This is a genomic window from Pseudobdellovibrionaceae bacterium (genome assembly GCA_019637875.1).
GTDB lineage: Bacteria > Bdellovibrionota > Bdellovibrionia > Bdellovibrionales > Bdellovibrionaceae > JAHBUW01.
This window is the reverse complement of record JAHBUW010000011.1, coordinates 1-22,975: the sequence shown is the minus strand read 5'-3', so window position 1 is coordinate 22,975 and position 22,975 is coordinate 1. Positions and strand designations below refer to the sequence as shown.

Annotated in this window: 24 protein-coding genes, 2 tRNA genes and 3 rRNA genes; 14 read left to right on the top strand and 15 right to left on the bottom strand. The window is 55.5% G+C overall.

Annotation, left to right across the window (positions count from 1 at the left end; all coding sequences use genetic code 11):
- Positions 1-18: 18 nt before the first annotated feature.
- Genes KF767_13695 through rpmB form a run of 3 tightly spaced genes read right to left on the bottom strand, consistent with a single transcriptional unit; the run spans position 19 to position 1,189 of the window.
- Positions 19-489: a hypothetical protein gene (locus tag KF767_13695; protein ID MBX3018934.1), complete on the bottom strand. Its 471-nt coding sequence runs from the start codon at positions 487-489 to the stop codon at positions 19-21.
- 44 nt (positions 490-533) lie between these two features.
- Positions 534-797, bottom strand: coding sequence for a 50S ribosomal protein L24 (locus tag KF767_13690; protein MBX3018933.1), 264 nt, complete (start codon positions 795-797; stop codon positions 534-536).
- A gap of 17 nt (positions 798-814) precedes the next feature.
- Entirely contained in the window at positions 815-1,189 is a 375-nt protein-coding gene (gene rpmB, locus KF767_13685; protein MBX3018932.1) for a 50S ribosomal protein L28, read from the bottom strand.
- 235 nt (positions 1,190-1,424) lie between these two features.
- Here rpmB and rpsR point away from each other — a divergent pair, with 235 nt between their 5' ends.
- Positions 1,425-1,694, top strand: a complete 270-nt coding sequence (rpsR, locus tag KF767_13680; GenBank protein ID MBX3018931.1) for a 30S ribosomal protein S18 — start codon at positions 1,425-1,427, stop codon at positions 1,692-1,694.
- Between the two features lie 99 nt (positions 1,695-1,793).
- Here the strand turns inward: rpsR and KF767_13675 are convergent, their stop codons facing one another.
- On the bottom strand, positions 1,794-2,153 hold the full coding sequence (locus KF767_13675; GenBank protein MBX3018930.1) for a hypothetical protein: 360 nt from the start codon (positions 2,151-2,153) through the stop codon (positions 1,794-1,796).
- A 233-nt stretch (positions 2,154-2,386) separates the two neighbouring features.
- On the opposite strand from KF767_13675, the gene KF767_13670 reads away from it, so the two are divergent.
- Positions 2,387-2,623, top strand: coding sequence for a hypothetical protein (locus KF767_13670; GenBank protein MBX3018929.1), 237 nt, complete (start codon positions 2,387-2,389; stop codon positions 2,621-2,623).
- On the opposite strand, the gene KF767_13665 is transcribed toward KF767_13670, so the two are convergent.
- A complete protein-coding gene (locus tag KF767_13665) occupies positions 2,620-3,288 on the bottom strand; it encodes a hypothetical protein (protein MBX3018928.1) in 669 nt (222 codons plus the stop codon). The genes KF767_13670 and KF767_13665 overlap by 4 nt on opposite strands.
- A gap of 87 nt (positions 3,289-3,375) precedes the next feature.
- Here KF767_13665 and KF767_13660 point away from each other — a divergent pair.
- Both KF767_13660 and KF767_13655 read left to right on the top strand, forming a co-directional pair.
- Positions 3,376-3,452 (top strand) — tRNA-Pro (locus KF767_13660).
- Between the two features lie 60 nt (positions 3,453-3,512).
- Entirely contained in the window at positions 3,513-3,875 is a 363-nt protein-coding gene (locus KF767_13655; GenBank protein ID MBX3018927.1) for a VOC family protein, read from the top strand.
- A gap of 25 nt (positions 3,876-3,900) precedes the next feature.
- On the opposite strand, the gene KF767_13650 is transcribed toward KF767_13655, so the two are convergent.
- Positions 3,901-4,119, bottom strand: coding sequence for a DUF2892 domain-containing protein (locus tag KF767_13650; protein MBX3018926.1), 219 nt, complete (start codon positions 4,117-4,119; stop codon positions 3,901-3,903).
- Positions 4,120-4,151: 32 nt separating this feature from the next.
- Positions 4,152-4,451 carry a winged helix-turn-helix transcriptional regulator gene (locus KF767_13645; protein MBX3018925.1) on the bottom strand — a complete coding sequence of 100 codons (300 nt, stop codon included), beginning with the start codon at positions 4,449-4,451 and terminating at the stop codon, positions 4,152-4,154.
- Positions 4,452-4,502: 51 nt separating this feature from the next.
- On the opposite strand from KF767_13645, the gene KF767_13640 reads away from it, so the two are divergent.
- The 5 genes from KF767_13640 (at position 4,503) to KF767_13620 (ending at position 8,464) form a co-directional block, all read left to right on the top strand.
- Positions 4,503-5,555 carry an MBL fold metallo-hydrolase gene (locus KF767_13640; GenBank protein MBX3018924.1) on the top strand — a complete coding sequence of 351 codons (1,053 nt, stop codon included), beginning with the start codon at positions 4,503-4,505 and terminating at the stop codon, positions 5,553-5,555.
- A gap of 75 nt (positions 5,556-5,630) precedes the next feature.
- Positions 5,631-5,993 carry a YeeE/YedE family protein gene (locus KF767_13635; GenBank protein ID MBX3018923.1) on the top strand — a complete coding sequence of 121 codons (363 nt, stop codon included), beginning with the start codon at positions 5,631-5,633 and terminating at the stop codon, positions 5,991-5,993.
- The gene (locus KF767_13630; protein ID MBX3018922.1) at positions 5,990-6,418 is read left to right on the top strand and encodes a YeeE/YedE family protein; all 429 of its coding nucleotides are present in this window, start codon (positions 5,990-5,992) and stop codon (positions 6,416-6,418) included. Before KF767_13635 ends, KF767_13630 begins: the two co-directional genes overlap by 4 nt.
- Positions 6,419-6,423: 5 nt before the next feature.
- The gene (locus KF767_13625; protein MBX3018921.1) at positions 6,424-7,230 is read left to right on the top strand and encodes a sulfite exporter TauE/SafE family protein; all 807 of its coding nucleotides are present in this window, start codon (positions 6,424-6,426) and stop codon (positions 7,228-7,230) included.
- 148 nt (positions 7,231-7,378) lie between these two features.
- Positions 7,379-8,464, top strand: coding sequence for an ionic transporter y4hA (locus tag KF767_13620; protein ID MBX3018920.1), 1,086 nt, complete (start codon positions 7,379-7,381; stop codon positions 8,462-8,464).
- On the opposite strand, the gene KF767_13615 is transcribed toward KF767_13620, so the two are convergent.
- The gene (locus KF767_13615; protein ID MBX3018919.1) at positions 8,461-8,931 is read right to left on the bottom strand and encodes a hypothetical protein; all 471 of its coding nucleotides are present in this window, start codon (positions 8,929-8,931) and stop codon (positions 8,461-8,463) included. The genes KF767_13620 and KF767_13615 overlap by 4 nt on opposite strands.
- A gap of 147 nt (positions 8,932-9,078) precedes the next feature.
- Here KF767_13615 and ggt point away from each other — a divergent pair, with 147 nt between their 5' ends.
- A complete protein-coding gene (gene ggt / locus KF767_13610) occupies positions 9,079-10,731 on the top strand; it encodes a gamma-glutamyltransferase (protein ID MBX3018918.1) in 1,653 nt (550 codons plus the stop codon).
- A gap of 7 nt (positions 10,732-10,738) precedes the next feature.
- Here the strand turns inward: ggt and KF767_13605 are convergent, their stop codons facing one another.
- Positions 10,739-12,334: an HD domain-containing protein gene (locus tag KF767_13605; GenBank protein MBX3018917.1), complete on the bottom strand. Its 1,596-nt coding sequence runs from the start codon at positions 12,332-12,334 to the stop codon at positions 10,739-10,741.
- Positions 12,335-12,378: 44 nt separating this feature from the next.
- Here KF767_13605 and KF767_13600 point away from each other — a divergent pair, with 44 nt between their 5' ends.
- Together KF767_13600 and KF767_13595 are read left to right on the top strand one after the other, a co-directional pair.
- Complete coding sequence (locus tag KF767_13600; GenBank protein ID MBX3018916.1) at positions 12,379-12,762, top strand: hypothetical protein; 384 nt, start codon at positions 12,379-12,381, stop codon at positions 12,760-12,762.
- Between the two features lie 90 nt (positions 12,763-12,852).
- On the top strand, positions 12,853-13,866 hold the full coding sequence (locus KF767_13595) for an OmpA family protein (GenBank protein MBX3018915.1): 1,014 nt from the start codon (positions 12,853-12,855) through the stop codon (positions 13,864-13,866).
- Positions 13,867-13,949: 83 nt separating this feature from the next.
- Here the strand turns inward: KF767_13595 and KF767_13590 are convergent, their stop codons facing one another.
- On the bottom strand, positions 13,950-15,182 hold the full coding sequence (locus KF767_13590) for a VWA domain-containing protein (protein MBX3018914.1): 1,233 nt from the start codon (positions 15,180-15,182) through the stop codon (positions 13,950-13,952).
- A gap of 186 nt (positions 15,183-15,368) precedes the next feature.
- Here KF767_13590 and KF767_13585 point away from each other — a divergent pair, with 186 nt between their 5' ends.
- Positions 15,369-15,935: a hypothetical protein gene (locus KF767_13585; protein MBX3018913.1), complete on the top strand. Its 567-nt coding sequence runs from the start codon at positions 15,369-15,371 to the stop codon at positions 15,933-15,935.
- A 52-nt stretch (positions 15,936-15,987) separates the two neighbouring features.
- Positions 15,988-17,817 (top strand): tetratricopeptide repeat protein, encoded by a 1,830-nt coding sequence (locus KF767_13580; GenBank protein ID MBX3018912.1) that lies wholly within the window; start codon positions 15,988-15,990, stop codon positions 17,815-17,817.
- A gap of 59 nt (positions 17,818-17,876) precedes the next feature.
- On the opposite strand, the gene KF767_13575 is transcribed toward KF767_13580, so the two are convergent.
- The 5 genes from KF767_13575 to KF767_13555 form a co-directional block, all read right to left on the bottom strand.
- On the bottom strand, positions 17,877-18,902 hold the full coding sequence (locus KF767_13575; protein ID MBX3018911.1) for a glycosyltransferase: 1,026 nt from the start codon (positions 18,900-18,902) through the stop codon (positions 17,877-17,879).
- A 7-nt stretch (positions 18,903-18,909) separates the two neighbouring features.
- Positions 18,910-19,026, bottom strand: a 5S ribosomal RNA gene (rrf, locus tag KF767_13570).
- Between the two features lie 135 nt (positions 19,027-19,161).
- Positions 19,162-22,083, bottom strand: a 23S ribosomal RNA gene (locus KF767_13565).
- 94 nt (positions 22,084-22,177) lie between these two features.
- Positions 22,178-22,254, bottom strand: a tRNA-Ile gene (locus tag KF767_13560).
- Positions 22,255-22,427: 173 nt separating this feature from the next.
- Positions 22,428-22,975: ribosomal RNA gene (locus KF767_13555) — 16S ribosomal RNA — on the bottom strand; the annotation flags it as partial.

Here is a 22,975-nt window from a genome sequence, read left to right as displayed (position 1 = left end):
CTTGAAGATGTGTCGAGGTCACAGGTTTTCCGAGATGCGGCCCTGGCTGATGTCTTTGCACTTCCAGCCCGCGGACTCAAGATTGCGACGGATATTCGAAAAAACGCCGACACAGCCCGAAGGCGTTTGCGACTGACTGACCACGCGATCAACGCCGTCTTTTCCGTAATGAGTCCGGCAGCCCCCGTCACGGGTTTCGATTTGCAAAGTGCGCACGATACTGTGATTGCGACACATCCAATAAATCGGTTTCTGTTCCAGCGTCCCGAGCGTCACTTCGCCGAGATCCGAACCATCGTCGGGATGCGTACCTTTACCGGACTTCTTCGGCGCCAAGCCTTCGTCATCACTATCGACCTGAGTCGCCGACGACTGCTGCGGAGAAACGGACTGCCCCTGAGCGAAAACTCCGCCCGCGCCCAGGCTCATCACCAAGCACAGAACGACAAATCTCAGAGGAGTAGGGAGAAATAAAAAATGGGCCGACATCGCAGCCCATTTTGAACGATAAATGCTTTCGAGGCCAGCCGAAACTAGGCGGATTTGCCTGCCGACTTGGTTTTAGCGCCTTTTTTCCCTTTGGGAGCAGCACTTTCGACCAGCGTGACATTCGAGTAGTCGATGAAACCTTCCAGCTTCTTCAGACCATCTTTCTTATCAAAGTGAGTCATCACTTTCACGCCTTCCACTTTCACTTTCATGAGCGTGGGGCTGACTTCGATGACTTTGCCTTTTTTGCCTTTATCCGAACCGGCGTTCACTTGAACAGTCGCGCCTTTTTTGATTTTCAATTTCATGGCGGAATTCCTTCAGCTTACTTCTTCGTCGCTTTTTTAGCGGCAGGTTTTTTAGCGGCTTTTTTCTCTGTCACGGGAGCGTCCGAAGTCGCGGGAGCCGCGGTCTTCTTTTTCGACGACATCTTGCGACGGATACGCGACTGAACTTCACGCGCGCGGGGCGAGAGAGTTTTTGTCGGTTGATTCAGAATGAAAACGTCGAAACCGCCCATGTGTTCCATATCGCGGATCGCGCTGGTCGCGACCTGCAGGCGAACCATGGAGTTCAGAACGCGGCTAAACAGGCGTTTCTTCTGAACGTTCGGCAAAGCGGTCGATTTCGTCTTGATGTTCGAGTGGCTGACCAAGTTCTTAACGACAGGTCCTTTGCCAGTGAGTTCGCAGCGGCTCATAAGTTCCTCTTTCTAGAAATCCAAAGAATTGACACATCTAAATAAGAAAGCCAGGGATGGCAAACGAAAAATCCAATCCCGAAAAGGCCTCAAGTCCGCCCTATTGGCCGCAAACCCGGTTCCGGCCCCCAAATCCGTTTCCCAGAAGCCCCTACCACCCCGCCAAGAACCTCTTGCTTTCGCCGCCCAGCCCACGTACAAGAACCGTCTCGTAAAAATGAAAGGGCCTTGGAACATGAGAAAAGGTGGACGCGGTAAATACCGCCAGGAATTCAGCGGAGATACAACTTTTGACTACAAAGATCCCGTCAGCCTCGCACGCTTCATCAGCGACGGCGGCAAGATCACTCCCGCTCGCATCGCAAAACTGAGCATCGCTCAACAGAAGAAAGTCGCGGCCGCTGTGAAAAAGGCGCGCAACTTGGCTCTGCTGCCCTCGGGCTCGGATGCTTACGACTACTTCAACCGTGCCGAGTCGATCTCGCCGGTTCCCTTCGAAATCTAGTCTTCGTCTCGTCACTGGTGAAAGCCGTGACGTGTCTTTTACGAGATAGATCAGGCCATGGCCGCATGTCACTGACATCGCGGCCATTTCTTTTTGCGGTCAATGACGTGTGCGTCCTCGCGCCCCACGCAAGGCCCAACGATCACGCAGCCCTTCGACCACCGCCATCAGCAGCATCGCCATATAGGTGCCGTTGCCCATTTGATGGAGCTGACGCCCGGTCACGCCCAGCCACTGGATGTCGTCAAACGCCATCTCCCAGTGCGTGAGCCGAAGCCCCATCACGGGAACCGCCGAGCCCAGGAAGAAGATCGCCGCCGCCCAAAAGGCGAGGGATCCCCACTTCCGCCCCCACTTCCACTCCAAAAACATCGTCAGCAGGCCGATCTCCAGAAATAAGGCTCCGGCCACCACGCCCGCGACCTTCCGATCCTCGATGATCTTAAAAATAAAGATCACCGCGACAATATGAAGGCCCAAAAGAACCAACTCAATCCAGGGCCTCAGTCGCTGTAGACGCATCTCAAACCTCATTCCACGCCTTCTCTGACTTAAGACAGCATTTTCCGTGATCGGGGACGGCGTCCTTCCCGATCACACCTCAAACCCCATCTCCTTCGATCTCAGCCCCTCCGGACGTCCGAGGCGTCCGGCATTGGGATTGCGAAGGGGATCTGGCATCGGAGGTCTCTATGCAATCCCTGTCGTTTTCGGTTTCACCCCAAGAAATGTCAATGGAGCTGCGCACACAACTCTCGCAGTTCGGTCTCAATCCTCAAGATTGGTTCATTCAGCCACTCACGCATGGAGTTTTCAGCGCCATTCACCGTCACGATGCCGACCTCGTTCTTTGCGGCCATGTCCATCTCCTCAACGGACGCGCGCGCTGGTCATCGCTGGAGCTTTTGGAAGACGAGATCTCGGCTTAGTAGTTCATCCGGCTGCACGGAGCCGCAAATAAACTCAGCTTGTGGATTTCTTCGGGCGACATGACCGCCGGAGCCTTCTTCCGGTACTCGCAGTTCGAGCACACACCGTTCTCGAACGTCGGCGCCTCGCCCGGCAGCGTGGACATCACCTGCATCCGAAAATTCGTGAACTCCTCTTCGCCATAAAGACGCAGGTAACTTTCACGCAATTGGCAAAACAGCGCGACGTCCGAAGCCTCGAACCAACCGTAGCGCTTCTCGGTGCTTTCCGGAGGCTGCTCGCCCCACGCCACCTGCACCATCAGGCCCATGGGACTTTGGATCGCGGCCCGCACTTCGCCGATCGCCGCGAGGTCCGCATTACAAGATTCATCGAACTGCCGCAGCTCGCGCATAACTTTGCGCAAGGTGCGGAAGAGCTCGAAACATCCCCCGGGGCCGTTCCCCTGTTTACAGCTCGAAATCTGCCCCGCCACCTTCGGCGAAAAACCCATCCGCTGACCGCGACGACCGTAAATCTCTTGCGTCACCGACTTCTGAAAGATCTCGGTCTGCGCTTGGCAGGCCGTGTACTGCGGATTCGTGGCGATGATCGCCGCAATCCCCGCGATCAACGCGACGACCACCAGAAAGGGTTTCGGAATTTGATTCAGAAATTGCTCCACATCGCTATGTTAGGAAGCCAACGCCGAATTGGCGAATAGATTTTTGGCTTGCCTAGCGATACCCGGCTCTGTTCATACTAACAGCGTCGGGGAGTAGCGCAGTCTGGTAGCGCATCTGGTTTGGGACCAGAGGGTCGCAGGTTCGAATCCTGTCTCCCCGACCAACTTTCAAAACCGTCGGCGCGTTCCCATCCAAGACCCCATCTTTCGACCAGGAAGACCCCATGTTTTTTGATCATGTCGAATACCGCGTGAATGATTACGAAAAGTCGCTGAAGTTCTACTCGGCGTGCCTACTCCCCCTGGGGTTCTTGCTCACCACGGAGAACAAGGAAAGCGGCATCTTCGGCTTCGGTCTGCGCACCGACAAATCGGATGATCTTTTGCTGACCGCGGGAGCCCCCACAAAGCCGGCGATGCATATTTGCTTTAGCGCCAAGTCCGCGGCCCAAGTCGACGAATTCCATCGCCAAGCGACCGCCACGGGCGGGGTCTGCAATGGCCCGCCCGGACTCCGAAGCCCGGGCTACTATGCCGCCTTCGTCATCGATCCCGATGGTCATAATATCGAGGCCGTTTTTCGCTAGGCCGCGCGTTCGCGATACGCCTGAACTAAGAACGTTTCGCCTCGCCGTCGGTGGGTGTCCCCAACTTGCAGGTGCTGATGCCGAGGAGCGCGTACGGCGGACACCATCCGATCAAACCGGTCGCGAGGGGCACGATCCCCAAAAGGAACCACGGATTCGCCGGGCCCACGAAAGCCATCGCCACCAAAACCAAACCGATCACGACGCGAGCGCCTCTTTCAACCGAGTGAATATTCTTTGTCATCACCGACTCCTTCAACGAGTTGTCCTTCGCGACTATTCGCAAAAGATTTTTTGCATCGCCTTCATCATCTTTAGAAGGTCCTTGCTATCGATCTCATAGAAGATCTGTTTCCCGTCCCGACGAGACTTCAGTAGACCTTCGGCTTTCATCTTACCTAAGTACTGGGACACGGAGGACTGCGAGGCCCCGCAGTAGTCTTCGAGCTCCGACACGGAGCAAGACCCCTCCGACAAACGACACAGGATCTTCAGCCGCTGCGGGTGGGCAATGGCCTTCAAAAGGCCAGAAACCGTTTCACATTGCGCCGCCAATTGTTCGCCGGTTGTTTTCATGACTTGATCATATTATAATATTAGAATATATCAATATAAAAAGAGGGCCGAATGAATAAAGACAATCCCCTGTTCTATCAGCTGTTCGAAAGTGAATCATCGACCTACACCTATCTGATCGCGGACCCCCTCACGAAAGAGGCCGCCCTTATCGACCCCGTCATCGAAACGATCGAGCGGGACCTCAAACTCATCGAGGAGCTCGGGGTGAAGCTCAAGTACATCCTCGACACCCATATCCATGCCGATCACATCACCGCCGCGGGCGAACTGCGCAAAAGAACCGGCGCAAAGTCCGCCGTCAGCGCGACCGCGAAGGTCGACTGCGTGGACATCGCCCTGACCCACGGTCAAGAGCTCGCGTTGGGAGAGGTCAAGATCAAAGCCCTGTCCACGCCGGGACATACGAATACCTGCATGAGTTTCGTTTGTGGCGACCGTGTCTTTACGGGAGATGCCTTGCTCATTCGCGGTACCGGGCGAACCGACTTTCAGCAAGGCTCGTCGGAAAAACTCTACGACAGCGTTCACCAACAGCTCTTTTCCCTCCCCGAGAAAATGCAGGTCTACCCGGGCCACGACTACCGTGGGCAAACCGCCTCCACCATCGAGCTCGAAAAGAAATTTAATCCTCGCCTGGGACTAGCGAAGTCAAAAAGCGACTTCATCCAAACCATGGCCGAGCTGAAACTCGCCAATCCAAAAAAAATCCACGAGGCGGTTCCGGCGAATATGGCCTGCGGGATCACTCGCGACGAGCGCGAAATCCACCCCTCCATGAACGATGGCCTTCCCGAAGTCTCCGTCCAAAAAGTCCACGAGGCCTTAGGAAAAGTTCGACTCATTGACGTTCGCAACCCCGACGAATTCAACAACGAGCTTGGGCATATCCAAGGTGCCGAACTCATTCCTTTGGGGCCAGCCCTCACGCGCTTCCTGGAAAACGGTGAACGTTCTCAGGAGATCGTCTTCGTCTGCCGCAGCGGCGGAAGATCCGGACAAGCCACCACCGAAAGCATCAAGCAGGGGTACAAATTCACCTCGAACATGGTGGGCGGCATGCTTCAATGGAACGACCTGAAGTACCGCACGGAAAAGAACTAACAAGGAGATCTCGTGAATAGCGCTTGGTGGAACGCCCTCGCGGGTGGCGGCTTGATCGGTTTGGCCGTCTCTTTGATGCTTTTATGGAACGGTCGAGTCACGGGAATCAGCGGGATTTTTTACGGTCTTTTCACGCGAAATCCCCGTGAACGCGATTGGCGGCTCAGCTTCATTCTCGGACTGATCTTCGGCGGAATCGCCCTTCGCCTCTTCGCGCCGCAAAGCTTCGGTCCGGCGGGCCTCGCGCCCGATGGGCTCGTCTTCGCCGCCGGCCTTCTCGTTGGCTTCGGCACGGTTCTCGGCAGTGGTTGCACCAGTGGACATGGAATTTGCGGAATTAGCCGCCTTTCCCCTCGGTCCCTCGTCGCGACCGGCGCCTTCATGGGCGCGGGAATCCTCACGGTCGCACTGCTGCGATCACTCGGAGCGATTCCATGAAGAACAATGTCGGTGCTTTCATCGTGGGTCTCCTCTTCGCATTGGGACTCGGCATCTCGGGCATGACGGATCCGCAGAAGGTCTTGGGCTTTCTGGATCTTTTCGGGGCGTGGGATCCGTCTCTCGCCTTCGTTATGCTCGGGGCCGTGGGGCTTCACCTCATTTCGTACCGACTGATTCGTCGGCGCCAGACACCGCTTTTTTCGGCGCAGTGGGAGGTCCCGCCGAACTCACCCCTCACCCCCAGCCTCATCGCGGGGGCGGTCATTTTCGGAGTCGGCTGGGGACTCGCGGGTTACTGCCCCGGCCCCGGGATCACGGCTCTCGCGAGCTTCGAACTCCGTCCCTTTGTTTTCGTCGCGGGCATGATTCTGGGAATGCTCGTTTTCAAGTGGGTCAACCTCCGCTTCAAATTCCGTAGGTAGGACTCATGGAGATATTTGGTTACCTCGCCGCCATTTTGATGGGTGTCACTCTGGGAATGATCGGCGGTGGGGGTTCAATTCTCACCGTCCCGATTCTCATGTTTTTTTTCAAGCAAGAAGCCCTCATCGCCACGACCGAATCTCTGTTCATCGTGGGCACCACCGCGACGGTTGGTGGTTTGATTTACGCCCGTCAGGGACTCATCGATTTCCGCAGCGGATTCCTGTTCGCGGTTCCCAGCTTTCTCGGCGTTTATCTGGCACGCCATCTCCTCCTCCCCCAAATTCCCGACCTCCTCATGAGCCTCGGCGACTTCACGCTCACCAAAGAGCTGCTGGTCTTAGCGAGTTTCGCCGCCCTGATGGTGATCGCCTCGTTTTCGATGATCAGATCACCCAATAAACCTCCCCTCCCCCAAGACTCACCGAAGACCGAGCCTCGAGCCCCCAGCCTCACACAGATCGCCTCACGAGGACTCCTGGTCGGCTTCGTCACGGGATTTGTCGGCGCCGGCGGAGGCTTTCTGATCATTCCCGCGCTCGTGATCCTTTTGAATCTACCGATGCGGACGGCCGTCGGAACCTCCCTCGCGATCATCGCGGCCAACTCCCTGTTCGGTTTTTCCCTGAGCCTCGGTCATCCATCCATGAACTGGGCGCTTCTCCTTTCGGTTGCGGGACTCGGAGTCTTGGGGCTCCTCGTGGGCCGGAAACTTTCAGCGCGGGTCGAAGAAAATAAATTGAAGAAGGGCTTCGGTTATTTCGTGCTCTTCGTCGGACTCTTCATTCTCTTCGATCAGATCCGCCGCTAAAATTGCGTACGAATTAGACACGCAACATCAAGACCTTGCCCCGTGAAAATAAAAAAACATTGAGCCCGAAAGTGAGTGAAAAACCCCGACGCGGTTTTGACCCCTCCACCGCGCGCCTGTTAGGGTGCACCACCAAAACGGAGGATCAATGCCCGCGAAACCCCAGCGCCTCTTTGACATGACCCATGTCCTTAGCGCCATTTCCCTACTCCTCGTCTTCGTCGTTTTCTCCGTGGGCACGACAAATTACGGAGTCTTAGGCGTCGCGCTCTTGTTCTTGGGAGTCGCGGTCATGACGGCGGTCCACCACGCGGAAATCATCGCGCTGCGAGTGGGGCCTTCATTAGGCGCACTCATCTTGGCCCTGTCGATCACGGTCATTGAAGTGGGTTTGATCGTCTCGCTGATGTCCAACGACAGCGACACCTCCGCGGTCGTAGCGCGTGACACGGTCTTCGCTGCGGTCATCATCGTCACGAACGGGATCGTCGGGGTCTGCCTTCTGCTTGGCGGCCTTCGCTATCGCGAACTCGGTTTCCATCTTCAGGGAGCCAACTCGCTCCTCGCCGTCCTCGCGGTGCTTTCGGGACTGACCTTGGTGCTCCCGAACTACACGACCTCGACCAGCGATGCGACATATACCGTGGGACAACTGATCTTCGCCTCGGTCGCAGCGCTCTCTCTTTACGGAGCCCTCGTCTGGTTCCAAACGAAAACCCACCGCGATTACTTCGAGCCCGAAGCCCCCGCCGACGCCGAATCTTCCCATCTTCCCTCCGCGCACGCCGCGACCATCAGCTTTATCGCTCTGGTCGTCAGCCTCGTCGCGGTCATCGGTCTCGCGAAATCACTCAGCCCCGCCATCGAAAGCGGCATCGCGGCGATCGGGGCGCCGAAAGCGGCGGTCGGTATCGTCATCGCGATTTTGGTTCTGCTTCCCGAGACTTGGGCTTCGATCTCCGCCGCCCGGGCGAATCAGCTCCAGACCAGTCTGAATCTCGCGCTGGGCTCGGGTGCGGCCAGTATCGCGCTGACCATTCCTGTCGTCAGCGTGTACTCAATCCTCACCGAGCGCCAGCTGACTCTCGGCCTCGACGGCAAGGGGACGGCCTTTCTGCTTCTGACCTTCATTACGGGCGGTTTGACGCTCGGAACGGGGCGCACTACGGCCCTGCAAGGAGCCGTGCACTTGGTGATCCTTGCCGCCTTTATCGTGATGTCTTTGATTCCTTAACGCTTCGATGCGCGAATGCGCAGCTCGCCCGCCGAGATCTCGGCGGCAAAACGATCGCCGTTCGAATTCAAGAACTCGACCGGCGCAAACTCCGCGACTTTCGCGTTGAAACCCGCCGACGCCAGCTCGGTCAGCGGCACCATCGCCGTGATCTGACGGGGCTCGCTCGAAACGCCGACTCCCGAAACAAAACGGAACGTGCAGGTCGCCGCGGTCGTGTTACGGCCGCAACGAATGACCACGGTCTCCGTCGCATTCACGAAATCCCAATTCGCATCCGCACCGATGGCGTCCATCAAAGCATGCAGCCGCGAGCCGGGCCAGACGTTGGCGTTCCCCTCGTTGATCTGCACGACGGTTTTCGCTTCGCGCCAGTAAACTCCGACCGAGTCCCAGGGACGGGCGAAAGCATTCGCTCCGCAAGCCGTCATCGCCAAAACCACCAGCATCAGTTTCCGAATTTTCATGATTCCCCCTCCGGATCAACGTGAATGGGGCTGAGCTAACAGTCCAGATTGGCACCATTCAAGCGCAAAGCTTGCTTGCCGCGACCGATCAGATTGAACCACCCCACCACGACTGTTAGAGTCAAATTTTCCCGTGAGGACCAACCCATGAAAACTCTCCGTCTCTTACTTGCCTTGCAACTTCTCTTCGTCAGCACGAAGAGCTTTGCCCTTCCCAGCGCGGGTAAAAACCTGCTGATTTCGGGCCCCCACCCCGAAGCGGTCGAAGCCGGCCTCATCATCGCCGACCAAGGCGGCAACGCCGTCGACGTCGCGGTGGCGGTGGCCCTCGCACTGACGGTCACCGGACCGAACTACGCGAGCCTCGGCGGCGGCGGCTTTGCGGTCGTGCGTATGGGGAAAGAAACACAGGTCATCGACTTCCGCGAAACCGCTCCCAAAGCCACCAACCCCAAAACTTATACCGAGCCCGGCAAATCTTCGATCGACGGCGGCCTGGCGGTCGCGACGCCCGGTATTCCGGCCGGCCTCGTCGCGCTTCATGAAAAGTACGGCAAGCTCGCGTGGAAAGATCTCTTCGGTCCCGCCCTGCGCCTGAGCCGTGAAGGTTTCCGTGTCACCCGCAAATGGGTCGACGTCGTCGGCAACGAAAAGTCGCGCTTCAATCCGAAAGCGAAGGCCGTCTTCTTGAACAAAGGACAAGATTTCGCTCCCACCGAGATCCAGAAGCAGCCGGATCTTTTGAAAGCCCTTCTGCTTTACCGTTCGCAAAAGGCCAAAGGCTTTTATACGGGCGATGTCGCCAAAGACATCGTCGAGACCGTTCGTAAAAACGGCGGCGTCATGACGATGCAGGATATGGCGGATTACAAGGTCCGTTGGCTGAAGCCCATTGAAACCGAATTCCGTGGCTACAAGCTCTACCTCATGCCCCCGCCCTCCAGCTCGGGAGTCGTGCTGAAAACCGCGCTGGCACTGACCGAAAAGCTGAAACCCTTCGAAAAACCCGCGCTCGGCATCGAAGAGTCCCACTTGCTTTCGGAAATCCTGAATCGCTCTTTCCGTTACCGCAGCGTTCTCGGCGATCCCGATTTCCACGCGAACCCTCTCGAGCAGATTTTCGCAAGCGCGAACATCGACGAGCTCGTCAAAGGGATCTCTACGGAAAAGGCTCAACCGCTGGCGCCGCTTCCGGATGAAGTCCCGCAGGCCCCGGAGTCGAACGAGACCACGCACTTCTCCGTTATCACGAAGGATGGCGATGCGGTGGCGATGACGGTCACCCTGAACGGCAACTTCGGTTCGGGACTCGCCAGTGACAAATACGCGATCACGCTGAACAACGAAATGGACGACTTCACCACGAAGCCCGGCACGCCCAATATGTATGGTCTTGTGCAGGGCTACGCGAATCGCGTGCAAGCCGGAAAGCGTCCCCTCAGTTCGATGAGCCCGACGCTCGTTGAAAAAGACGGCAAGATCGTCATGAGCGTCGGTGCGCCCGGCGGTCCGCGCATCATCACGGCGGTCTATCACACACTCTACCGCACGCTCGCTTCGGGATGGGACATCGACTCTGCGGTGCAAGCTCCGCGCGTGCACCATCAGTTCCGACCCAATACGGTTTTCATCGACGATAAACGTTTCGCGCCCGAAGTCCTCGATGGCCTGCGCAAAAAAGGTCACGAAGTGAAACCGGGCTGGCAAGGATTAGCCTACGGAGTGATGTGGGAGCCGAAGGCGCAACGCCTAGAGGGCGCCTTTGACGCCCGCGGGGAAGGCGCCGTCGGCGGTCGATAGCCTCAGGTCAGCTTTTCATCTCGAAGAAGTAGAATTCCGTTTCTTTTTCGAGCGCGACAACCTCAGGCAAAATGTCCTCCGGAATGGGCATTTTGCCTTCCGGCAGCGGCGGCATTTGCGGCACGAGATCATTCAATAGAACGGGATCGTTGAACTTCTTCCGCTCCACCGTCCCGGGACGCGCCCGCAAGATCACTTGTCCGTGAGCCGCGTCCCCGCCCGTAGCGGGCGCTCCCGTCGCGATTCCCTTTTCTTGAGGTGAACTCAAGTAGAAATCGATGATGGGTTGGTGCACCTCGGGATTGAAGACCGGCAACGGCGGCTCTCCGAGTTTTCCCGAAATCAATAACATGGCGTCGCGCGCCGAATAGCAGAGATAGCCCTCGCGCAGGCTCGTGAGCTTATCGAACTCATCGGCCAACGCGCAAATCTGTGCCTCGACGGGGATCTCGTCCTTCTTTTTACCGTAGGGGTATCCCGATCCGTCGGGCCGTTCATGATGCAGCAAGATCATATTCAGGACGGTTTCGGTGACCGGTACGTTCCGGTTGATGACGTCCGTTTTCCCGTTCCCGGGGTGCAGATGGTAGCGCGCGCGATCCTCGGCCGACATTTTCTTTTCGTCACGGCCCAAAAGTTCAACCGGCATATCGGCCAATCCTACGTCGTGCAGCAGCCCGCCCAAACGGAGTTCGTCGATATTCTTCATCCCCAACGCGATTCCGAAAAGCGCGCAATAAGCCGCGACATTGTTCGAGTGGCTCGCATTCGTCATTTTCTGCGAGGCCAGCTTTTCCAATGACTCCAGAGTTTCGCGCTCCAGGTTCGGGCGCATCTGCAGCCCTCGCAAAGACTCTTGCAGTTGGCGAACGGTCTGCCGCCCCTCTTCATCGCTCAACTCTCCGTCGACAAAGAACGGCCCCATCATGATTTGCACGTTTTCCTGGATGGTGGCGATCTTCTGGTCGTCGCTCAGTCCCTCGGCGGCCTTGATCTTGAGCAAAGAATCGGACGTGAAGCTCTTATATTTCGCGATGTCGGACTTACGGATGAAGAGCGAATAGTTTTTGTGCTTCTCAAATTTTTCGAGCTGGGCGCGCTCGACGGGATGACCTTCCCGGAAATACAACATGATCCGGCGATTGGAAGGCAAATACATGAAAACGTCGAACGGAGCGCGATCCAGCTCACGCAAGAGCGGTAAGTTCACGCGCAGCAGGTGATCGAACTTCAGCTCTTTCTGCGGAATGACGAGGGGCTCGATCTCGAAGACCCGATTCGTGAACAACTCCTCGTCGAGCGGGATTTGGTAAATGGAGTTGAAACCCAAACCGTGAAGATAGTGAAGCTTCAGCTTCAATCGTCCGGAAAACAGCGCGATCCATTCCATCTGCGAGTTGGCTTTGCGCCGTCGAGTCAGACTTTCCTCAAGCTGACGGAAATCCGTGTCGCGACCGATGGACAGAACCGCGACGCCCTTCAATGCCTTCGCGTTTTCGTCGAGCGGCGTAAGATCGTATCCGACATCCGCCAGACGCTCGAAGACGCCTTCAAGTCCGGGAACGTTGGGTCCTAACAAAAAGATCTGTGGTTTGCCCGACATCTTTGCTATTTTGACTCAGTAACTGTTGAATTGAAAAGGGCGTAATGCAAAGAAACCTGACGATCCTCTTTCACTGCACGGACTCGACCCTGTACCAGCTCGTCAGCTGTTATTTAAACCTTCAGGGGCTGCGCATCGTGGCTTCGATGAAGCAAAAGGACGTTCTGCAAAAGATCGATCGGCAAAAGTTCTCCGCGATGATTCTCGGATCCGAGTCCGAAGTCTTTCTCGACGAGTTCATGTACGCGACTTCGCAGAAGGACAACATGAACTTCGGCGTCCCGGTGGTCCTCATGAACGATCCCCGGCAGAACATTCAAGTCGAATCGAACTTCACGCCCTCCATCAAAGGCATCGTGAATATCCCCTTCACCCTTTCGGACATTCATAAGTCCTTAATCGTGGCGATCGCTTCGGCAAAAAAATAACAGATCGAGTCAATCTCGGCTCTCCGACCTGGACTTGTTGCTACCGCCAAAGAAGGCGGGCAAAAATTCAGTATTCATAAGGAGACGTCCATGCGTTCTATTCTTCTCGCAACTTTGGTCCTGCTGACCGGCAATTTCGTCCACGCACAAGACGGCGCGTCGCGTGCTGAACTCTACCAATCGGAGTCCTACCTCTCGGAAGGCTGGAAACCCTTCGTCGGTATGAGCAGCGGCTTCATGTCGAGCGGCGGACGTCATGAAGTCGAAGGACTTCCCACAAGCATCAAAGCCCTCGGCTCTTACTACACTGAAGACGCTCAATGGGTCTTCGATATCGGCGGTGGTTTGCAGCACCAATTCATGTCGGCCGGTCGCAACTCGACGCTCCCGATGGTCGAAGCTTCGGCTCGTTACCAAATGGGTCTGGGCTGGCAGCTGGGTCCGATCATGAATACGTACCTTGCGGATTCCGCTCGTTACGGCAGCGCGAACACCAACTTCACCAGCTTCATCGGTGCGGCGGCGAACAAAGACTTCATTTGGGAAGGTCAACTTCTGCGTGCCGGTGCGACGGTCATGACCGATCTCGATATCCGTGACGAGCAGGTCCTCGTCATGATGGCGAATCTGCAGATCAGCTTCGGCGGCGAACCCGAGACCAGCGAACCCCTCGCGCTCGAAGAAGAGCCCGCGGCGGCCGATCATTTGATCCGCCAGGCGCAAGCGACTCTGCCCGAGCAAAAACCCCTGGCGCGCTTCGCGCTGCAAAGCTCGGAGCTCAGCGCTCCCGACCGCACTTACCTGCGTCGCGTGGCTTCGCTCTTGAAGAACAACGCGAGCCAGTACCGCAGCGTAACCCTGGTGGGCCACACGGACCCCACCGGTCCCGAGCGTTTGAATGAACGTCTGTCGGTGGCGCGTGCGCAATCGGTGAAACGTTACCTCGAGCAACAAGGCGTCCCCGCGAACAAATTGGTCGTCGCCGGCCGCGCGTCGCGCGAACTCGTTTCCCAGGAAGAACTCAGCCCGAACCGTCGCGTGGAAATCAAATTCACCAGCGGCGTTCCCACTCACCTGGACAACGCGCTCCGCTCGATCGAGTAGTCGCGTTTCGCTTCCGATTGAAACGAAAAAAGCCACCGCAAGGTGGCTTTTTTATTTGTCCGAAACCGCAATTCGAATCCCGATTACATATTGTCGGGACATTCGATCTTCAGGTAAACCGTCTGCCCCGAGGTCAGCTCCGGATTGAAGACGAAGTTCGAACCTTGCACGCTTCCGGTCGGCGCGCCCGATTGATTGGTGAAGCGCAGATCCAGGATCTTGGGATTCTCACAAGCCAGCGCAATCTGGTTCACCTTCTCGCCGATATTCGTACCGATCGCCGAAAGTTGCGATCCGTAGTTATTGGCGCAGATGTCACCCACCACGCCGCCGGTCATCTTCGCGGCCAGGTAGTAGAGATAGCCTTGCGAACCCGAAACTTGGTTTGTCTGGCTCCCTTGTTGATTCAAACAAGAGATATCCGCGCCGTAGAAGAAGTTCTCGGGGCGATTCTGAGCGTTCACCGAGATATTGTAGTCACCGGTGATCACCTGCGAGATCTTCTGCGCGACATCGGCCGCACTGTAACCCGACTTCAGCTCTCCGGGCCGCACGATAATCGAGTGCATGCTCAGCGACTTGCCGGGGAAACGGTTCTGGACGATTTGGATCAACGTTTGCGGCAGATCACGATCGTTCAGCCGATAAGCGGGTGACTGCTCGTACAATAACGAGCGGACGTCCTCGTCGCTCAGGAAAACGATCGCCAAGCTGCCTTCCGCGCGGATGAAGCCCGAAGGATTCGATTCGACGGTCAGCGAAGCCGCGTAAATGCCGCGCTCGTCCGGACTCGGGCAATTCGCGGCGTAAGCCGAAGCGTTCTGAGAGGAACCCGAGTTCAGATAGTTCTCGCAAGTCAAAGTTTCACCACGGCGAATGACGCCGGCGAAGAGCGCCTCTTTATTGGCGGTGCCTTTTTCCAGGAAGTATTGACCATTCGAGAAAGCGATCAAACGGCCGTCCTGAAGGGCGCCATTCCCATTGATCGCACGGGGTCCGTTGTTCGGCCCCGAAACGTCAGTCGTGATAACGCCGATACGGTAATCGACCTGTTTCGCGTCCAAAGCGGAAAGAAAACTCGAAAAGCGGGCCGCGATATTATTTTGTTCAAAGGACATCGAGCCCGAGTTGTCGTCGACGAAAAGAATGTCGACCTTACCGCCGCTCGCGCCGACCGTGTACTCGATCTCTTTCATTCCGTTCACGCGGACGCAACCTACTCCGCAATCGGCATCCTTTTCGAACATGACGGGCGAACAGGCGGCGTAAACTCCGGCCAGTACGGCAAGCATGATCATTTGTAGGGGCCAACGCATAACAGACTCCTCAGGTGGTTCAGTCTCACGACATTCCAAAAGGCATGCCACCCCGGCCTCTTTACAAACCCCGAATATGACTTGAAAAAATGACTGTCTAAACTCTGTCTCATTTTGGGACGAGTGACGAAACTTTGGTCCAAGTGCCCTTTAACGGAATTTTCGAAAATCACCGATAGTTACAACATGCTGGGAAAGATCTGGGGCCTTGTCCTCTTGGTATTGGGAATCTACATCGCCTACGAGGTCGTCCAATTGAAAGACGAGCCCACGAAAAAGCCTTCGGTCAAACGTATGGCCAAGGACGAAAAGCCCCCCGAACCTTCCCCGGGAGATCTCGCGGCCGCGGCCGCCGAGGCCAACGTCCCTCTCCAGTACGCCCCCAAATCCGAAGAAGAGATTTCCGCCAGCGTGGAGCAAGTCTGCCAAGAGATGGTCGGCGAACTTGAAGCCGAAAACATCGCACCCGCCTTCGGCAAAATCAGCATCAAATACCGCGAAAAACGCCTGCAAACCGATTTGCTGAAAGCGTTGATCTCCAGCTGCTTCGACAAAAAAGAAAATGCTCCCGCAAGTCTCGAGATCGAAGTCTTCTCCTCCGAGTTCGAAGGCGAGGGCGAAGCCCGCAACCAAATCCAACTCCAAGTCAGCGTCTTCGACCAAGCCACGTCCAACAAAATTTTTGAGGTCGGCCGTCGCTTCGAAACCGTCAAAATCTCTCTCGCCCGTCCCGCCGCCACTCCGGAAAATTAACCAAGCCTTTTTTATTGTCGCGCTCGACGAGTTCGCCCACCATTGAAGTGCGATGAGAGCACTGATTCCGACGATATTTTTCGCCGCGCTTCTACCGAGACTCCTCTGGATCTGGGAGTGGACCCACAGTCCCTTCGCCATCGCGCCCCACCTCGATGCCAAATCCTACATGGAGTGGGGGCAACGCATCGCTCAAGGCGAATGGCTTCGTGAAAACGCCTTCTACCAAGCCCCTCTCTATCCTTATCTGATCGCCGCCTTGCTGAAGCTCCCGAACATGGACGCCACCGGTATCGCGATTTTTCAGGCCGCCCTGGATTCCGGAACCTGCGTGCTCTTGGCCCTCTTAACACTGAGGATCTTCGGCCGGTCGGCAGCCTTCGCGACCGGCTTGATCACGGCGTTGAGCCCGGCCCTCATCTTCTTCACCGCCCCTCTCATGAAAGAAACCCTCGGCCTGTTTCTTATGGCCACCTTACTGCTGGTCTGGCAGCAAGCCCGGGATTCAAAAATGTCCCCGAAGGGCTCGGTCGTTCGCGAGCACCTCACCGCATTGGCTGGCGGCCTTCTTCTCGGTTTGCTCGCCTTGGTCCGCTCGAACGCCCTCCTCATGGGTGCCCTCATTCCCTGGGTCTACGCGCCACGCCGATGGCCCGCCGTCGCCCTCGGCGCCTTGATTCCACTGTCCCTGAGCTTGACTCACAACTACCTCGCCAGCGGCGATGGGGTGCTGATCAGCTCCACCGGAGGGTTCAATCTTTACATCGGCCACTCTCCCGAAGCACGCGGCGGTGGGGACTATCCGCACGGCATCTCCACGGATCCCCAAGAGGAAGAAATCGTAACTCAGAAAATCGCCGAGGCCCAACTGGGTCGCCCCCTCAAGCCCAGCGAAGCTTCCGCATTTTGGTCCCGCAAGGCGCTTGAATTTGCTCTCGAAAACCCGCTTCGAGAACTCGAACTTCTCGGCGAAAAGTTCTGGCGATCCGTGAACGATTGGGAAGCGCCAGACAACTACGATCAGAACTTCATGCGCCGCGAGTATTCCAACTTCTTGAACGCCTTACCGGGCCGCTTCGGCGTCATCTTTATCGCCGCCGTCTTCGGCCTGCTGGCCTCTCACTATCGAGGACCATCGTGGCGTCGAAGCGTTCCGCTCTGGGGGGCCCTCGGCATTTACCTCGCGAGCCTTCTTATTTTCTATGTCACCGACCGATATCGACTACCACTCTATATCCTTCTCGCTCCATGGGCCGGCTTCGGAATCGCGACCGCCTGCGCACTCGCGAGTAGAAGAATTTCGACCCGAAGTTTCTGCACGAAGAAACGAGCGGCGACGATCGGCATCGCGCTCGCGGCCAGCGCGGCACTGACCTGGCCGCGGCCCACGCAGAACGAAACCTCGCTGGAAATCTACAACCTCAGCCTCATCGCGACGATGTACTCTCACGGAGGCTTCGACGACGAAGCGATCAAAACTTTCGAGCGCGCCAACGCGATCGACGCCAAACAAATTTCCAGCGAAGCCTACACGCGAGTGGGCGAAGCCTTCGAACGCCAAGGACGACTCACTCAAGCCGAGCAAAGTTTTCGCTCCGGCGTCAGCTATCACCCTGGCGAACCTCTGCCGATGCACAATCTGGGACGTTTTCTCTACACGCAGAGGCGATACGCCGAAGCGCGCGACGAATTCCGCAAATGTTTGAAGCTTGCGCCATGGACGAGTCAGGCGTGGACCGGCCTCGCGGCCGCCGAATTGTCATTGGGTGAAGTAAAAAGTGCGCGACATGCCCTGAACGAAGCACGGCGCCTGAATCCGACCTCGATCTACCTCGCGCCAATTGAGGCCGCCATCGACGCCGCCGCTCGCACGAATCCCTAAACGATCACTCCGGCGAACAAAAAGCCCCGACGCCGAACACTTTCTCGCGACTTTTCAAACTAAGCCGCCTTCGATCCCGAAGACGATGGATCCGCCGACGAATCTTCGACGGAACGAAGGCGAAAACTTTCACGACGACGCTGATGATCCAAAACAAAAGCCGCCAAAAAAAATCCCGCGGTCAGTGGAGCAAGAGGCATCGCCCATCGCGCATCCGCCAGAGCCCAAATCGACCAGCACAAAATTCCCAAACTGCCGAAGAAAAAGCGCGGCCGGAAGAATGCCAACAGACTCGCGATCGTCATGAAGATCTTAAAACCATCTTTGAACGTCCGAAGCTTCGAAGAACTTCCCGAAACCCGCTCGACGTAAGAAATATCTTTTTCGCAAAATGCCATATTCTGCGCGATCGCCCGAACCGTCATCTCGGTCTCAAGCTCAAAACCCCGCGACGTCAGCTGAACTTCGTTCCGATACCGGCGCGAAAACACCCGTAAACCCGTCAAAAGATCTCGCACCGGAAAACCAAAACTCAACGCAACAAGGCCCGTGAAAAAACGATTGCCGAAAAAATGAAACGGACGAAAAGCCTCGCGTCGTGCCCGCTGAAGTCGACTCCCTGCCACCATCTCGAAATTCTGCGTCCGGGCGAGCTCCAATAATTTCGGAGCTTCCCGCATCGGATAAGTTCCATCGCCATCAACCATGACATAGTAGTCCGCATCGATAACCCGAAACCCGTGGCGGATCGCATTCCCTTTACCGGCCAGCGGCGAAAGCAAAACCTTCGCCCCCACCGAAGACGCCAACTCGGCCGTCCGATCGGTCGATGCATTGTCGATCACCCAAATTTCGGCATTCGGCAAAAAACGACGGCTCTCGGTCACCACCTGGGCAACGCTCGCCTCTTCATTAAAACAAGGAATCAAAACCGCAACTTTCATCCGACTCTCTATCGGTGAAATGACGTTTTGAATTGAGACCAGCCTGCTCTCCCAAGGTCTGGAAAAGCAAATCCGCACCCGCCGACTCTCGAAAAAGTTTCGGGCAAAAAAAAACCCAAATCTCTCGATTTGGGTTTTCAAAATAAAAAGCTGGCGTCGTGCTACTCTCCCACACTGTTGCCAGTGCAATACCATCGCCGCAGACGGGCTTAACTTCTGAGTTCGGAATGGGATCAGGTGTGGCCCCGTCGCTAATGACGCCAGCAAAATTTTAAAGAACATAGTTCTAGGAAAACTGAATGATTGTTTGAAATGATCTTTAGCTAAGGACTAACTCTAGATTAAATTACGTGCATGACACATGATCATGAACGCCTTCTAAAACTAAGTAATTAGAAGATATAAAAAGCCGCACGGCCTATTAGTACTGTTCAGCTGAATCTGTTACCAGACTTACACCCACAGCCTATCAACCTCGTAGTCTCCGAGGAGCCTTTAGGGACCGAAGTCCGGGAAATCTTATCTCGCAGTTGGCTTCCCGCTTAGATGCTTTCAGCGGTTATCCATTCCGAACATAGCTACCCTGCGTTGCCGCTGGCGCGACAACAGGAACACCAGAGGTTCGTCCATCCCGGTCCTCTCGTACTAAGGACAGATCTGCTCAAATTTCCTACGCCCACAGAAGATAAGGACCAAACTGTCTCACGACGTTCTGAACCCAGCTCGCGTACCACTTTAATTAGCGAACAGCTAAACCCTTGGGACCTGCTCCAGCCCCAGGATGTGATGAGCCGACATCGAGGTGCCAAACTCCGCCGTCGATATGGACTCTTGGGCGGAATAAGCCTGTTATCCCCGGAGTACCTTTTATCCGTTGAGCGATGGCCCTTCCACACGGGACCACCGGATCACTTTGGCCTGCTTTCGCACCTGCTCGACTTGTAGGTCTCGCAGTCAAGCACCCTTATGCCAATGCACTCGACGCCTGGTTTCCAATCAGGCTGAGGGTACCATCGCGCGCCTCCGTTACTCTTTGGGAGGCGACCGCCCCAGTCAAACTGCCCATCAGACAGTGTCCCTCGGCCAGTGATGGCCGCAGGTTAGATTTCAAAGTTCCCAAGGGTGGTATTTCAACGTTGCCTCCACCGGATCTAGCGACCCGGTCTCACAGGCTCCCACCTATCCTACACATGAAAACTCTAAAATCACTGCCAAACTACAGTAAAGGTTCACGGGGTCTTTCCGTCTTTCTGCGGGTACTCGGCATTTTCACCGAGAATTCAATTTCGCTGGGCCCTTGGTTGAGACACCGGAGAAGTCGTTACGCCATTCGTGCAGGTCGGAACTTACCCGACAAGGAATTTCGCTACCTTAGGACCGTTATAGTTACGGCCGCCGTTTACTGGGGCTTCGATTCTCTGCTTCGCTTGCGCTGACAAATCCTCTTAACCTTCCAGCACCGGGCAGGCGTCAGCACGTATACGTCGTCTTGTGACTTTGCACATGCCTGTGTTTTTGATAAACAGTCGCTACTCCCATTTCTCTGCGACCCTCAAAAGCTTGGGGAGCAAGTCCTTACACTCTCGAGGGCACACCTTTTCCCGAAGTTACGGTGTTAAGTTGCCGAGTTCCTTAACCAAGATTCACCCAATCGCCTTAGGATATTCACCCCACTCACCTGAGTCGGTTTACGGTACGGGCCGTCTAGCTAATCTCCGAAGATTTTCTTGAGAACATGGCTTGTTACACTTCCGGGGCAAGCCCCTCGCATTCGTGCCTCAGTGTTATGTGCCGCGGATTTGCCTACGACACCACCTACACACTTACACCTCAATCCAATAAGAGGCTGTAATTACCTATTCTGTCCCTCCGGAGACGATTCTAGATCGGGTAACGGAATATTAACCGTTTTGCCATCGACTACGCCAATTGGCCTCGCCTTAGGTCCCGACTAACCCTGGGAGGATTATCCTTGCCCAGGAATCCTTGAGTTTTCGGCGCCCGGGTTTTTCACCCGAGTTCAACGCTACTTATGTCAGCATGATCACTTGAAGTTCGTCCAGCTGTCCTTACGGTCAACCTTCAGCCTACACTTCAACGCTCCCCTACCCCTGTCTTACGACAAGCCAAAGCTTCGGTACATCGCTTAGCCCCGTTGTATCTTCCGCGCAGGGTCACTAGACTAGTGAGCTATTACGCTTTCTTTAAAGGATTGCTGCTTCTAAGCCAACCTCCTAGTTGTCAAAGTAACCCCACAACGTTTACCACTGAGCGATGATTTAGGGACCTTAGCTGTTGGTCTGGGCTCTTTCCCTCTCGACGTGTGACCTTATCACCCCACGTCTGCCTTCTCGGGTAGATATCAACGGCATTCGGAGTTTATTTGGGTTTGGTAATCCGGTAAGGACCCCTAGCCCATTCAGTGCTCTACCTCCGTGATACAATTTACCGAAAGCTATACCTAAATATATTTCGGGGAGAACCAGCTATCACCCAGTTTGATTGGCCTTTCACCCCTATCCACAACTCATCCAAAGGTTTTTCAACACCAACTAGTTCGGCCCTCCACGAGGTGTTACCCTCGCTTCAGCCTGGTCATGGATAGATCACTGGGTTTCGGGTCGATCCCTGCAGACTAAACGCCCTATTCAGACTCGCTTTCGCTGCGCCTCCACCTGTAACGGCTTAAGCTTGCCTGCAAAGATCACTCGCTGACTCATTATGCAAGAGGTACGCCGTCGCACATATAAAGTGCTTCGACTGCTTGTAAACATACGGTTTCAGTTTCTATTTCACTCCCCTCTCGGGGTTCTTTTCACCTTTCCATCACTGTACTTGTCCACTATCGGTCACTGAGTAGTATTTAGGCTTGGAGGGTGGTCCCCCCTGATTCCCATAGGATTACACGTGTCCTATGGTACTCGGGATACTCCTAGAGCTCTTGTTGTTTTCGGTTACGGGGCTATCACCCTCTTTAGCGGCCCTTTCCAGAGCCTTCTCCTAACAACTTAAGTCTCACATTAGAGTCCCACGACCCCTGGATCAAATTAATGATCTAGGTTTAGCCTGTTCCCCGTTCGCTCGCCACTACTGGGGGAATCTCATAGATTTCTTTTCCTGAAGGTACTTAGATGTTTCAGTTCCCTTCGTTAGCCTCTGTTCACTATGAATTCATGAACAGATCCCTTGCGGGTGGTTTCCCAATTCGGAAATCTCCGGATCAAAGTGTGTGTGCCACTCCCCGAAGCTTATCGCAGCTTACCACGTCCTTCATCGCCTCTCAGTGCCAAGGCATTCACCGTATGCTCTTAGTAGCTTAAAACTAAAATTAGCCTTGCTAAAAATCATCTCAAACAATCTATTCAATTTTCAAAGAACAACAAATTTCAAAACGTTCCGTCTGTCTGTGCCACCATTGGTGGGCCTGGGAAGACTCGAACTTCCGACCCCACGCTTATCAAGCGTGTGCTCTAACCAACTGAGCTACAGGCCCAGACATCTCAAACATCACTTTCGTGATTTTCGAGAACCGAACGCTCTCTCAAAACTAAACAGCTAGGAATTGAATTATACAGAAATTGATCACCGTTCAGATCCGAAGATCTTAGTGGTGATTGACCTAGGAATGTCCAGCTCAACCGAAGTTGTCTGGATTATCATCCTTAGAAAGGAGGTGATCCAGCCGCAGGTTCCCCTACGGCTACCTTGTTACGACTTCACCCCAATCATCGACCATACCTTGGGCGCCTGCCTCCTTGCGGTTAGCACAGCGACTTCTGGTACAACCGACTTTCATGGTGTGACGGGCGGTGTGTACAAGGCCCGGGAACGTATTCACCGCGGCATGCTGATCCGCGATTACTAGCGATTCCGCCTTCATGCAGTCGAGTTGCAGACTGCAATCCGAACTTAGATTACTTTTTTGGGATTACCACCACATTGCTGCTTCGGAACCCTTTGTAGTAACCATTGTAGTACGTGTGTAGCCCTAGACATAAGGGCCATGAGGACTTGACGTCATCCCCACCTTCCTCCGGTTTAACACCGGCAGTCCCTCTAGAGTGCCCAACTAAATGCTGGCAACTAAAGGCAGGGGTTGCGCTCGTTGCGGGACTTAACCCAACATCTCACGACACGAGCTGACGACAGCCATGCAGCACCTGTGTACCGACCCTTGCGGGCGACGGCGTTTCCGCCAGTCTTCCAGTACATGT

What these genes read in the sequence shown, in the direction of transcription:
- KF767_13650 (MBX3018926.1), bottom strand. Translation starts at nt 4,119, where the DNA reads ATGACAAAGAATATTCACTCGGTTGAAAGAGGCGCTCGCGTCGTGATC.
- rpmB (MBX3018932.1), bottom strand. Translation starts at nt 1,189, where the DNA reads ATGAGCCGCTGCGAACTCACTGGCAAAGGACCTGTCGTTAAGAACTTG.
- KF767_13690 (MBX3018933.1), bottom strand. Translation starts at nt 797, where the DNA reads ATGAAATTGAAAATCAAAAAAGGCGCGACTGTTCAAGTGAACGCCGGT.
- KF767_13590 (MBX3018914.1), bottom strand. Translation starts at nt 15,182, where the DNA reads ATGCGTTGGCCCCTACAAATGATCATGCTTGCCGTACTGGCCGGAGTT.
- KF767_13595 (MBX3018915.1), top strand. Translation starts at nt 12,853, where the DNA reads ATGCGTTCTATTCTTCTCGCAACTTTGGTCCTGCTGACCGGCAATTTC.
- KF767_13635 (MBX3018923.1), top strand. Translation starts at nt 5,631, where the DNA reads ATGCTTTTATGGAACGGTCGAGTCACGGGAATCAGCGGGATTTTTTAC.
- KF767_13695 (MBX3018934.1), bottom strand. Translation starts at nt 489, where the DNA reads ATGTCGGCCCATTTTTTATTTCTCCCTACTCCTCTGAGATTTGTCGTT.
- KF767_13630 (MBX3018922.1), top strand. Translation starts at nt 5,990, where the DNA reads ATGAAGAACAATGTCGGTGCTTTCATCGTGGGTCTCCTCTTCGCATTG.
- KF767_13580 (MBX3018912.1), top strand. Translation starts at nt 15,988, where the DNA reads ATGAGAGCACTGATTCCGACGATATTTTTCGCCGCGCTTCTACCGAGA.
- KF767_13670 (MBX3018929.1), top strand. Translation starts at nt 2,387, where the DNA reads ATGCAATCCCTGTCGTTTTCGGTTTCACCCCAAGAAATGTCAATGGAG.
- KF767_13615 (MBX3018919.1), bottom strand. Translation starts at nt 8,931, where the DNA reads ATGAAAATTCGGAAACTGATGCTGGTGGTTTTGGCGATGACGGCTTGC.
- KF767_13600 (MBX3018916.1), top strand. Translation starts at nt 12,379, where the DNA reads ATGCAAAGAAACCTGACGATCCTCTTTCACTGCACGGACTCGACCCTG.
- KF767_13620 (MBX3018920.1), top strand. Translation starts at nt 7,379, where the DNA reads ATGCCCGCGAAACCCCAGCGCCTCTTTGACATGACCCATGTCCTTAGC.
- KF767_13640 (MBX3018924.1), top strand. Translation starts at nt 4,503, where the DNA reads ATGAATAAAGACAATCCCCTGTTCTATCAGCTGTTCGAAAGTGAATCA.
- KF767_13605 (MBX3018917.1), bottom strand. Translation starts at nt 12,334, where the DNA reads ATGTCGGGCAAACCACAGATCTTTTTGTTAGGACCCAACGTTCCCGGA.
- KF767_13655 (MBX3018927.1), top strand. Translation starts at nt 3,513, where the DNA reads ATGTTTTTTGATCATGTCGAATACCGCGTGAATGATTACGAAAAGTCG.
- KF767_13625 (MBX3018921.1), top strand. Translation starts at nt 6,424, where the DNA reads ATGGAGATATTTGGTTACCTCGCCGCCATTTTGATGGGTGTCACTCTG.
- KF767_13585 (MBX3018913.1), top strand. Translation starts at nt 15,369, where the DNA reads ATGCTGGGAAAGATCTGGGGCCTTGTCCTCTTGGTATTGGGAATCTAC.
- rpsR (MBX3018931.1), top strand. Translation starts at nt 1,425, where the DNA reads ATGAGAAAAGGTGGACGCGGTAAATACCGCCAGGAATTCAGCGGAGAT.
- KF767_13645 (MBX3018925.1), bottom strand. Translation starts at nt 4,451, where the DNA reads ATGAAAACAACCGGCGAACAATTGGCGGCGCAATGTGAAACGGTTTCT.
- ggt (MBX3018918.1), top strand. Translation starts at nt 9,079, where the DNA reads ATGAAAACTCTCCGTCTCTTACTTGCCTTGCAACTTCTCTTCGTCAGC.